Here is a 12,058-nt window from a genome sequence, read left to right on the forward strand (position 1 = left end):
TTTTTTATTTTTTTCTACGCCCTGGCCGCGGGCAAATGTTCATAACCATACATCAACCTATAAGTGTTAGTTATGGAGCATAAAAGAGCTGAAGCATTACTGGAAAAATATCTGGCCGGGCATTGTACGCCCGAGGAAGTGGCTATTGTAGAGTCGTGGTACCTGCAAGTAACCGAAAATCCTGAGGCTTTAGCTCCCGAACCGGATTATGCTTCGCTTGGAGATAGCATGTGGGGCACCATACAAGAGCGAAACAATCCGCCTAAAAAAGTAAAACTGCAATGGGGCTGGGCTGCAGCAGCAGTTATTTTGCTGGCGCTTGGCTTTGGTTTATATCAATACAAAAATACCAGTCAGCCCGAAATGCAAAGTGTTGGGTATTTAGTTAAAAACGATATTAAACCCGGCGGAAATAAAGCTTTTCTTACACTGGCCAATGGGGCTAAAATTTCGCTCGATGATACACAGAATGGTAAAATAGCCGAACAGCAAGGTGTAAGCATTACCAAAACAGCTAAGGGCGAGTTGGTTTATACTGCTAAAAATGCCACTGCACAATGGCTTGCAGGGAAACAGCAATTTAATACTATAGAAACGCCAAAAGGTGGCCAGTACCAGATAAACCTGCCCGATGGTACCAAAGTATGGCTAAACGCGGCTTCATCTTTAAAATATCCTACATCTTTTGCCAGTACAGGTCGCGAGGTACAGCTTAAAGGCGAAGCCTATTTTGAAGTGGCTAAAAAAACTACACAGGGGCAGCGGGTTCCGTTTACTGTAAAAACCGAAACGCAGGTGGTAGAAGTTTTGGGTACGCATTTCAACATTAACAGTTACAATAACGAAGAAAATACCAAAACCACACTGGTTGAAGGATCGGTAAGGGTTACACCTGTTACCGGATCGGGAAATTTAGCTGTACTGGCCAAAGTTTTGAAACCCGGCGAACAATCGTTGTTAAAAGGATCGTCGGTTAAAATAACAGCAGTAGAAACCGAAGAGGCCCTGGCCTGGAAAGAAGGCCTTTTTATGTTTGATAATGAAAACCTCGAAAGTATTATGCATAAAGTAGCCAGGTGGTATGATGTAGAGGTGGTATTTAAGGATAAAGTTTTATTGACTAAAGATTATAGCGGTACCGTTTCCAGGTTTGGAAATGTATCGCAGGTGCTTAAAAAGTTAGAATTAACGGGATCAGTTCATTTTAATATCGAAGGAAGGAGGATTGTAGTAATGAAATAAACCTTAAAACTGCAATCCAAAAAAAAGTCAGCAATGCTACCAACATTACTGACCCTGAACCGGCGTAAACCGGCTAATGTTTGGATCAGTTCAAAATAAACTATGCGATAGAATAATAGAAACCAAAACAAACAAACAAATGTATATAAATTCTGCTAATAATTTTTGCAGGTATAGCTCCTGCATGACCAAATTTTTGCTAGTGATGAAACTCCTTATAGTTTTAATGGTAACTGCTTTACTACAGGCAAGTGCTGCAACAAGCAATGCCCAGAGCCTTTCTCTAGTTAATAAACACATTACCATTAAGCAGGTTTTCAAAGAAATTAGAAAACAAACCGGCTATAATGTATTGTGGGAAGCCGATAAATTACAAACCAACCAAACCATTAATGTAAGTTTTAATAATACCCCACTTGATGAGGTATTGAAAAAATGCCTGGCAGGCAAACCATTAACCTACGCCATTGATGAAAAAACAGTGATTATTAAAGCTGCCGAAATTTCGGTATTTGAAAAACTGTTAAACCTGTTTAAAAACATCGAGGTAAGTGGTAAAGTGGTAGATGAAAAGGGCGGCGCTATGCCCAACACCTCCATACTGATTAAGGGAACCAAAATTTTTCATAAAACAGACGAAGGCGGAAACTTTAAATTTACAATAGCCGGAGAGGGCGCAGTTTTAGTGGTATCGTACCTGGGTTACAAAACCCAGGAGGTACCGGTAAATAAAAGTGGAAGTTTAACCATTTCGCTGCAGCCTGATATGGCCGACTTGGAAGATGTAGTGGTAGTAGGTTACGGAACACAGAAACGGGCAAACTTAACTGGTGCAGTTGATGCAATAAGTGCCAAACAATTAGAAAACAGGCCAATTGCCAATATTGGGCAGGGTTTACAGGGCTTAATTCCGAATTTAAATATTTCTATTGCCAATGGCAGGCCCAATACGGCGCCCGATTTCAATATCAGGGGATTTACCTCTATTAATGGTGGTGCACCTTTAATATTGGTAGATAACGTACCTTTCAGCAGTTCCGATTTGTTAACACTTAACCCTGCCGATATAGAAAGTGTATCGGTATTAAAAGATGCAGCTTCATCGGCCATTTATGGTGCGAGAGCACCATTTGGGGTTGTTTTAATTGTTACCCGCACAGCAAAAAGCAGCAAATTAAATGTTGGGGTAAACAGTTATATGGCCTACCGTACCGTAGGTAAATTGCCAGAAGTGGTTACCGATCCGTACCAGGTATTGAAAGCTAAAAACGAAGCCGCCTTTCCTTTGTACAACCCAGCCTATAGCGCTACATTGGTAGAAGCGGCCAGGTTACGCTCATTAGATCCTTCGTTGCCAGATGTAATTACCGATCCAACCGACCCGAACAAATGGTTCTACATCGGATCGACAGATTGGCTTAGAGAAGCTTACAATCAATCGGCACCAACTTACAATGTGGGCGTAAATGTATCTAAAAGGGCCGAACAGGTGAGTTACTATCTTTCTGCCAATTATTACAGGCAGAATGGAATGATCAAGAATGCAAATGAAAACAACAACATTTATAACCTACGTGGAAAAGTTGATTTGAATGTAACCAAATGGCTTACGCTCTCTAACAACACCATGTTAACCTCTACCTTTTACGAGGCTCCTACCTTTATTGATGGAAACTATTTCTGGAATATAAACCGTACCAACGTAACCGATATTCCGCGCAACCCCGATGGTTCGTGGACTTCGGCAGGTGCATCTTTGTTAGGTGCAGTGCAAGAAGGTGGCCGCAAAACTTTAAGCTCGAACACGGTGCAAACCACTTTCTCTTTCGATGCTTCGCTGGTTAAAAATATCTGGAGTTTAAAGGGCGATGCAACTTTAAGGCGGGTAAATAACCTAAACAAATCATACGAAATTCCGGTGCCATATAAAACCGGACCTAACTTATCACCTCCTTTATCTACTTCCACTTCGGCAGCCGATCAGCATGCAAATACCAAATACAATATTATTAACCTGTATACCGAAGCACACAAAAAGCTAGGGAACCATTTTGTATCGGGTTTGGTAGGTTACAACCAGGAGGAATTGCGTTACAATGCCTTTACAGCTTCGCGCAAATTGTTAATTTCCAATAGCCTGCCTTCTATAAATCTGGCTACCGGCGATCAAACGGTAAGCGAAAGCATTTCTGAATGGGCAGTACAAGGACTTTTTTACCGCGTAAACTATAATTTTAAAGAACGTTACCTGTTGGAGTTAAATGGCCGTTATGATGGTTCATCGCGTTTTGCACCAGGTAAAAGATGGGTTTTTGTTCCTTCAGGCTCGGCAGGCTGGTTACTATCTGACGAGAAGTTTTTTGCCCCGGTAAAACAATTTTTAGCAATGGATATGTTTAAAATCAGAGGTTCTTACGGTGTGCTGGGTAACCAGGCCGCTGTAGGAGAGTACGATTACCTGTCGAAAATGACCAGCGGTAAAACCTCGCAGATTTTGGGCGGTGCACAACCAACTTATGTTAATCCGCCGGCAGCTATCTCAAGTAATTTTACCTGGGAAAAGGTATCATCTGTAAACCTCGGTATCGATGCGGCTTTCTTCAAAAACAGGTTAGAGGTGAATTTTGACCGTTACACCCGTTTTACTAAAAATATGCTCGTAGCTGGTAAACCTTTACCTGGAGTTTTTGGAACAGCATCGCCAACTACCAATGCTGCCGATTTAAAAACCAAGGGCTGGGAGTTAAAACTGGGTTGGAAAGATCAGGCTACTTTAGGTGGTTCGCCATTTAGTTACAATGTAGTGCTGGCCTTAAGTGATAGCAGAACTTACATTACCCGTTTCGATAACCCAAATAAATTGCTGACTGGTGTTTCATTTTACGAGGGCATGGAGTTAGGCGAAATATGGGGGCTGGAGGCCGAAGGCTTTTTCCAGAATGCTGATGAGTTGAAAAACCACGCCAACCAAACTGCAGTAGGTACCGACGATCAGCGTTATCAGTATTTTGTGGGCGATATTAAATTTAAAGACCGCAACAACGATGGTAAAATAGACTTTGGTAATAAAACAGTTGATAACCCTGGCGATTACTACAAACTGGGTAACAACAGAAACCGCCTTCCGTACAGTATCGATTTATCTGGTGCATGGAAAGGTTTCGATTTACGCGTGTACATTCAGGGCGTGGCCAAAAGAGATTGGTATGCTGATGGTAGCAACATTTATTTCTGGGGAATTTATGCACAGCCATGGACCAACGTTACCGTGCAAAACCTCGATCACTGGAGCCCTGAAACCCCAAATGCTTATTTCCCGAGGATAAAAGCCTATGCTGCTGAAGATACCGGAGAGGAATTGGGTATTCCGAATACCAAATACCTGCAAGATGCTTCGTACATGCGTGTTAAAAACATTACACTGGGTTATACTTTACCTAAAAGTTTATTAAAACGTGCTAAAATCGAAAATGTACACTTTTATGTAAGTGGCGAAAATTTATTCGAACACTCCAACCTAAAAGTGAAACTAGATCCAGAAGGCCTGGGCGGAAGTATCTATCCATTTCAACGTACTTATTCATTTGGTCTGAACTTTAATTTCTAATACTAAACAGATGAAAACAAAATATTACATCAATATATTAGTGGTTATCCTCACCGTTGGCTTTTTGGCCGGATGTAAGAAGGATTTTTTAGACCGCATTCCGGAAACCACCATTACCCCGAACGAGTTTTTTAAAACCACAGCCGATTTGGAAACCTACAGCAATGGTTTTTATGGCATGTTTGGTGCCGGTACCGACGATGTTTTTTCAGACAATATATCGGTTTACCTGGGCGGGCATGAAATGGATAACATGATTAGGGGCAAAATTACGCCCGCTAACGTTGGTGGCTGGAGCTGGGGCAACCTGCGCACCATCAATTACATGATCAATAATCTTCAAAATGTAAAAGGCGATGCAGCTACCATTAAGCACTTTGTTGGTATTGCCCGTTTTTACAGGGGGATATTTTATTATAACATGATTCGCAGATATGGCGATGTACCTTATTACAATACGGTTTTAGGTACCAATGATGAAGCGCAGCTTTATAAAGCCAAAGATCCACGAACGCTGGTAGCGGATTCGGTTGTTGCCGACCTGGAATATGCTGCCGCCAACGTGCTGCCAACAGGAACCAATACCCGCGTAACCAAATGGGCTGCATTAACGGTTTTATCGAGGTTTTGCCTGTACGAAGGTACTTTTAGGAAATACCACGATGAACTGGGCTTACAAAGTTCGGCCAATACCTTTTTGCAAAGGGCTGCATCTGCTTCTAAATCGGTAATGACCGATGGTGGTTTTAGCATTTACAATACCGGTAAAAAAGGAGAAGATTACCAGAAACTGTTTACCAGCGAAGATTTAAGCGGTATTAAAGAAATCATCTTTTACGATGATTATAACCGAGCTTTAAACCGGTCTAATAGCACACATTATGTGTTCGATTGGCAATGGTCGTTAAGCAAAAGTTTAATCGATACCTATTTAATGACAGATGGAACGGCTTTCACCTCAACAACCGATTGGGACAAGAAGCCTTACTCCGAAATCTTCAAAAACCGCGATGCAAGGATGGCGGTAACGGTTGCGCCTCCCGGATTTTCGACTACTTTGGGTGGAGCGCCAAATAAAACCCGGCCAACTTTTGGCGGTTATCCTCAAATTAAGTTTTATGCTATAGATCCTGTCAGCAAATCATATACTGAGTTTACCGACCTGCCAATATTACGTTATGCAGAGGTATTGTTAATTAATGCTGAGGCCAAAGCAGAGCTGGGTACCCTAAGCCAAACCGATTTAGACCTGACCATTAATGTGTTGCGCAACCGCGCTGGTGTAGCAGCATTGAATATGGTTACTGCAAATGCCAGTCCCGATAACGTTTTGGCAGCCATGTACCCTGCGGTTAATGGTGTTAACAAAGGTGTGCTATTAGAAATCCGCCGCGAACGCAATGTAGAGCTGGCCTGCGAAGGTTTCAGGTTTGCAGATTTGTTGCGTTGGAAAGCTGGTAAATTATTAGAGAAACCTACCCAGGGTATGTACGTGGCTAAGCTGGGTGCTTACGATGTTACCGGAGATGGGGTAGAAGATGTTGCCATTTTGCAGGCCGCAGGTCAGGAAACACCACTTGATGGTTTACCTGCTGATGTTAAAGCTAAACTGGTAAAATATTATTTAAGCGATAATAGTTTTTATCTGAGCAACGGCACTTCGGGCTTCGTTATGTTCCCCGAAAACCAAACCAACCCAAGGTCGTTTATCGAGCCGAAGTATTATTATTACCCAATACCAATGCAGCAGATTTTACTAAACCCGCAACTTAAACAACCAACAGGTTGGTAATAGTATAAATCAATAGTATAAATAAGAGACCGTCATCTCGACTGAAGCGCAGTCCCGACATTAAGTCGGGAGAGAGAGCTATTACTAAAATTCTCGACATCGTCGCACTTCGTTCGAAATGACGGTCTCTTTAACCACAACACAAATGAACATGAAAAGAAGAAGTTTATTAAAAGCACTCCCATTGGCTACCGCTGCATTGGCCCTTGGCGATTTAAACGCCGTTGCATCGGCACCCGCAGAAAAAGATAAGAAGAAAAAACTGGTATTAACCATTGCGCATATTACCGATGTACACATCCGTCAGGGCGATAATGCACCGGCAAGGTTTGAAAAATGCCTGCAAAAGATTAAAGACCTTAAAGTAGATTTTTTTCTCAACGGAGGTGATAGCATCCACGCAGCCGATTATAACGATATTAAACGCGAAAGTGTGGTAGAGCAATGGGGGATATGGGATAAATGCATTAAACAGCTTGATGGCTATGAACTGCACAGCTGTATTGGTAACCACGATATCTGGTGGGCAGCCCCCTCAAAAGAGGATGAAATGTATGGTAAAGATTACGTGGTAAAAAGGCTCAAAATTCCTAACCGTTATTATAGTTTCAGTAAAAATGGCTGGCATTTTATCATTTTGGATGGGAACAATAAAAATACCGCATTAGATGCCGAACAATACAAGTGGCTGGAAAGTGAATTAGAAAAGCTACCGGCAAATACACCGGTATTGCTCATGTCGCACTACCCGATATTAACGGTAACAGGTACCTGGGAAGGTGGGCAACATGGCGATCATAAAGAATTGAAACAGCTTTTTTATAAGCATAAAGATAAGGTGAAGGTTTGCCTCAGCGGTCACCAGCATTTGCTGGATAGGGCCTGGTACAATGGTGTAGAGTATTATTGCAACGGTGCCATGAGCGGTTTTTGGTGGGGTAAAGGCGATAAACGTTCTGCCCAGCCTTATTACTACCAGGAAACACCTCCAGGTTATGCCATTTTAAAGCTGTATAGTGATGGTACGCTCGAAAACAAATATATCGTAGAAACAGAAGGTCAATCGTAACTGAAATTTGGTTTCTACTTTGATAAAGTGCCGCCGAAAGGTGGCACTTTGTTTTTATATAAGTTCTACTACTGAGGTTATCCAGTCCCCCTTTGAAGGGGTAGGGGGATGATTAGGTACATTACAAAGCACCTTTAAAAGTTTCCCAAGGGTTAATTTATTGGATAAAAATCAATATTAGTTACAGCTCCTTCGGAGTCGTCATTTCGAGCGAAGTGCAGCGTAGTCGAGAACCACGAAGTGCTCAGCGAAGCTAAATCTTATTAGATAGATCTCTCCCTGCCCGAAGCAGGCGGGCGCTCCACTGCGTTCCGGTCGAGATGACGTTTCAAAAAAAAAGGATTACCCATTGTTCAGGTAATCCTTTTATTACTTTATAATGAAGTGCATCGGTTACAACAATGCCCGGTCTAAGTGCACATAACCACCATCAACATGAATAAGCTGACCTGTAGTATGGCTCGATTTATCTGACAATAAGAACACTGCTGTATTGGCGATCTCCTCTACGGTGGTCATCCGGTTCTCAAAAGGGATTTTATCGGTAATGCTTTTCAGTTTCTCTTCCGGCTGATCGAATGTGCTGATCCATTTTTGATAGAGGGGAGTCCAGGCCTCGGCCACGATAATGGCGTTAACGCGGATGCCGTATTGCAATAACTCAACCGCCCATTCGCGGGTTAAGGCATTACGCGCACCATTAGCTGCTGCATAACCCGATGTACCACCCTGACCGGTTTCAGCAGTTTTACTGCCAATGTTTAAGATTGAACCCTTATTCTTTTTCAGCTCAGGCAAAACGTGCTGGGCCAATAAATAATAATGTACTACGTTTTTGTGTAACGATTCCATAAAAGCCTCGTAGGTGCCGCTTTCGAGGCCTACGCCGTCGTTAACCCCGGCATTGTTAACCAAACCATCAATGCGGTTGTATTTGGCTAATATGGCATCAACTATATTTTTACAACTATCGGGTGCAGTTAGTTCGGCAGTAAAATAATCGCCATTCAATCCAAGGTCTTTAATTTCCTGCAACATGCTCTGGTTATCGGCTTCGTTACGGCCAATAATGATGGGGAATGCGTTTTCAATTGCCAAAGCTTTAACAATTGCTGCGCCAATGCCTTTTGCACCACCACTTACCAAAATTATTTTTCCTTTTAAATTTAAATCCATATTAGGGGATATTTTTATTTATTGTTTTAAAACAGGACAGATGGAGCTTTAAGTTTAAAGCTAATGCTTTGTTTCGAATAAAACCCGTACAAATGCATTAAGATGCCCGCCTGCGCGGTAAAGAAGAATTTGTATTGAGGTCCTTCTTCCCCTCATTCATCTTCCATTATACGTCTTCCATCATTTACAGGCTAACACCTCTTTTCCATGGAATAAAATCATCCTGGTTAAGTTGTACAGCTTTTGGTATTTCCTGACCGCTTGCTACTTTAATACAGTACTCCAAAATGTCTTCGCCCATTTCGTTAATGGTTTTTTCGCCGCTGATAACCGGTCCGGTATCAATGTCGATAATATCGCTCATGCGTTTTGCCAAAACGGCGTTGGTGGCTACTTTAATGGTTGGACAAACCGGGTTACCCGTTGGCGTACCCAATCCTGTAGTAAATAAAATTAGTGTGGCACCCGCTGCAGCCTTACCAGTGGTGGCTTCAACGTCGTTACCCGGGGTACATACCAAACTTAAGCCAGGTTTTGTTGCCGGCTCGGTATAATCGAGTACATCTACCACCGGCGAAGCACCAGCTTTACGCGCAGCACCAGCCGATTTAATGGCGTCGGTAATCAATCCATCTTTAATATTGCCCGGCGAAGGGTTCATGTAAAAACCCGAGCCCACTTTATGCGCAAGGTCATCGTATTCTGTCATTAAGCGGATAAACTTCTCTGCAGTTGCGCGGTCTACCGATCTGTCGATCATTTCCTGTTCTACACCACATAGTTCAGGGAACTCGGCTAACAATACTTTTGCGCCAAGGGCTACCAGTAAATCGGCGCAGTAACCCACTGCAGGGTTTGCCGAAATGCCACTGAAACCATCGCTACCACCACATTTTACACCTACACACAATTTATTTAAAGGTGCAGCCTCGCGTTCGTGTTTATTAATGAACATCAACCCTTCAAACGTATTTCTAATTGCATCCTGAATCAGCTGTTCTTCGCTTTGTGTTTTCTGTTGCTCAAAAATCAGTAATGGCTTATCAAACTCCGGATCGAGTGCAAGCAGATCGCGTTTAAAATCGGCTACCTGTAAATGCTGACAGCCTAAACTTAAAACGGTAACGCCGGCAACATTGGGGTGATTGGCATAAGCTGCCAATAGTTTGCTTAGAGTATCCGAATCTTGCCTGGTACCACCACAGCCACCATTATGCGTCAGAAATTTAATGCCATCAACATTTTTAAAGGTGCGGGTAGTGCGGTCGGCTTTAGGTTCGAAACTGATATTGTGGATATCTTCTCCATTTTCGAAAGCCTGAACCAGCTTATGCGTATACGATTTGTATTTGTCGCCCACAGCATAGCCCAGTTCACTGTACAACGATTCGCGGATGATATCTAAATTGCGGTTTTCGCAAAATACCGTTGGGATAAACAACCAGTAATTGGCAGTACCCACAGTACCGTTTTTACGGTGGTAACCATAAAATTTGCGATCGGCATATTTCTGCACATCGGGTGCTTCCCATTTATAGTCTACATCGCGATAAGCAAATGGCTCGGCTGCATGTTTGGTATTTTCTACATTCATGCGCATGCCGGCTTTAACGTCGAACTGCACTTTGCCAACCAAAACACCATACATCATAACCTCATCACCCGCATGCATATCCTGCATAAAAAACTTATGCTTCGCCGGAATTTCTTCCTGAGTAACGTAAGTATTTCCTTCATGTTCTATTGTGGCACCCTGTGGTAAATCCTGCAAGGCAACCAAAACGTTATCGGCATGGTTAATTTTGATGACTAGTTTTTTCATCTATAAATTGTATTTGTTATTTTTTTAATCTGATTAAGCTGCTAAAGTCACTTCTTTTTCAACGTGATTGGGTTTCCATCCTTTCCAACCAAAATAGAATACCACCAAAAAGCATACAAAAGGTACTACATAACCGTATTGGATATTGTGGGTAGCATCAGAAATTAATCCCAATACTGGTGGTAAAAAGGCACCACCCACAATCGACATTACAATAAGTGAAGAACCCAGTTTGGTATCTTTGCCCAAACCGGCAATACCCAATGAAAATATGGTTGGGAACATAATCGACATGAAGAATGCAACTCCAATTAAGGCGTAAACGGTAATCATGCCTGTGGCAAAAATAGATACTAAGGTTAATACGGCGCTGATTAAGGCGTAAAGCATTAACAGTTTATGCGGTGCTACAAATTTCATGAAAATTGTGCCTATGAATCTACCCGCCAAAAATGCAAGGCCTGCAGCACTTGTATACAATGATGCTTTTGCCAGCGTAATGCCAGCCGATGAGGTAATGAAACTGATAAACATACTCATTACACAAACCTGGGCGCCTACATAAAAAAACTGCCCAATAATGGCCCAGCGCAAATGACTGTGACCCAATACATGGCCAAAAGTGCTTTTTTCGTCAGCATGCTCTTCTTCTTTAATATCAGGGAGTTTGGTGAAAATAAATAGAATGGCCACTACAATAATCAGGATGCCTAAAATTAAATAGGGCGCTTTTACAGTCGAGGCTTCCTGCAACACATAGGCTTGTTTGGCTGCTGGCAACATTTTAGCCAATTGCTCATCGGTATAGGTAGATTCGGTGAAAATAAGTTTACCACCTACAATCGGGCCTAAAAATGCAGCCAAACCATTAAAAGATTGCGAAAAATTTAAACGCTGGGTAGCTGTTTCTGGCGGCCCCAATACCGTTACATAAGGGTTTGCTGCAGTTTCTAAAAAGGTTAATCCACAGGCGATAATGAAAAGTGCACCCAGGAAAAAGATGTATTTGGCGGTATTGGCAGCCGGTATAAATAATAAGCAACCAACAGCAAATAATATCAGTCCCACAATAATACCACTTTTATAGCCGTATTTGCGCATAATATAGCCCGCTGGTAATGCCAGTAAGAAATAGGCAATAAAAACCGACGAATCGACCAGGGTAGATTCGAAAACGCTGAGCTGAAAAGCTTTACGCAGGTGCGGAATCAATACCGGATCGAGATTGTGAACAAAGCCCCAGAAAAAGAACAGGCTGGTGACTAAAATTAACGGGAAAAGATATCCTTTACCGCTCTTTGCCGTATCGGATGTTGTGAAATTCGTTGATGTGCTGTGGCTCATATTTGG

The 12,058-nt window shown here is 42.3% G+C and carries 7 protein-coding genes; 4 read left to right on the forward strand and 3 right to left on the reverse strand.

The window, feature by feature from the left end; genetic code table 11:
* Nucleotides 1-72: 72 nt before the first annotated feature.
* The 4 genes from G7074_RS19265 (at nucleotide 73) to G7074_RS19280 (ending at nucleotide 7,710) form a co-directional block, all read left to right on the forward strand.
* A complete protein-coding gene (locus G7074_RS19265) occupies nucleotides 73-1,242 on the forward strand; it encodes a FecR family protein (protein ID WP_124559647.1) in 1,170 nt (389 codons plus the stop codon).
* Between the two features lie 205 nt (nucleotides 1,243-1,447).
* Nucleotides 1,448-4,849, forward strand: a complete 3,402-nt coding sequence (locus G7074_RS19270; protein ID WP_166210656.1) for a TonB-dependent receptor — start codon at nucleotides 1,448-1,450, stop codon at nucleotides 4,847-4,849.
* A 10-nt stretch (nucleotides 4,850-4,859) separates the two neighbouring features.
* A complete protein-coding gene (locus tag G7074_RS19275; protein ID WP_124559649.1) occupies nucleotides 4,860-6,641 on the forward strand; it encodes a RagB/SusD family nutrient uptake outer membrane protein in 1,782 nt (593 codons plus the stop codon).
* A 151-nt stretch (nucleotides 6,642-6,792) separates the two neighbouring features.
* Nucleotides 6,793-7,710, forward strand: coding sequence for a metallophosphoesterase (locus G7074_RS19280; RefSeq protein ID WP_124559650.1), 918 nt, complete (start codon nucleotides 6,793-6,795; stop codon nucleotides 7,708-7,710).
* Nucleotides 7,711-8,103: 393 nt separating this feature from the next.
* On the opposite strand, the gene G7074_RS19285 is transcribed toward G7074_RS19280, so the two are convergent.
* The 3 genes from G7074_RS19285 to fucP form a co-directional block, all read right to left on the reverse strand.
* Nucleotides 8,104-8,886: an SDR family oxidoreductase gene (locus G7074_RS19285; protein ID WP_124559651.1), complete on the reverse strand. Its 783-nt coding sequence runs from the start codon at nucleotides 8,884-8,886 to the stop codon at nucleotides 8,104-8,106.
* 184 nt (nucleotides 8,887-9,070) lie between these two features.
* Nucleotides 9,071-10,708 carry a UxaA family hydrolase gene (locus G7074_RS19290; protein WP_124559652.1) on the reverse strand — a complete coding sequence of 546 codons (1,638 nt, stop codon included), beginning with the start codon at nucleotides 10,706-10,708 and terminating at the stop codon, nucleotides 9,071-9,073.
* A gap of 33 nt (nucleotides 10,709-10,741) precedes the next feature.
* On the reverse strand, nucleotides 10,742-12,052 hold the full coding sequence (fucP, locus tag G7074_RS19295; RefSeq protein WP_124559653.1) for an L-fucose:H+ symporter permease: 1,311 nt from the start codon (nucleotides 12,050-12,052) through the stop codon (nucleotides 10,742-10,744).
* Nucleotides 12,053-12,058 lie beyond the last annotated feature (6 nt).

The sequence above is a fragment of the Pedobacter sp. HDW13 genome (assembly GCF_011303555.1).
GTDB lineage: Bacteria > Bacteroidota > Bacteroidia > Sphingobacteriales > Sphingobacteriaceae > Pedobacter.

What these genes read in the sequence shown, in the direction of transcription:
- G7074_RS19285 (WP_124559651.1), bottom strand. Translation starts at nt 8,886, where the DNA reads ATGGATTTAAATTTAAAAGGAAAAATAATTTTGGTAAGTGGTGGTGCA.
- G7074_RS19265 (WP_124559647.1), top strand. Translation starts at nt 73, where the DNA reads ATGGAGCATAAAAGAGCTGAAGCATTACTGGAAAAATATCTGGCCGGG.
- G7074_RS19280 (WP_124559650.1), top strand. Translation starts at nt 6,793, where the DNA reads ATGAAAAGAAGAAGTTTATTAAAAGCACTCCCATTGGCTACCGCTGCA.
- G7074_RS19270 (WP_166210656.1), top strand. Translation starts at nt 1,448, where the DNA reads ATGAAACTCCTTATAGTTTTAATGGTAACTGCTTTACTACAGGCAAGT.
- G7074_RS19290 (WP_124559652.1), bottom strand. Translation starts at nt 10,708, where the DNA reads ATGAAAAAACTAGTCATCAAAATTAACCATGCCGATAACGTTTTGGTT.
- G7074_RS19275 (WP_124559649.1), top strand. Translation starts at nt 4,860, where the DNA reads ATGAAAACAAAATATTACATCAATATATTAGTGGTTATCCTCACCGTT.
- fucP (WP_124559653.1), bottom strand. Translation starts at nt 12,052, where the DNA reads ATGAGCCACAGCACATCAACGAATTTCACAACATCCGATACGGCAAAG.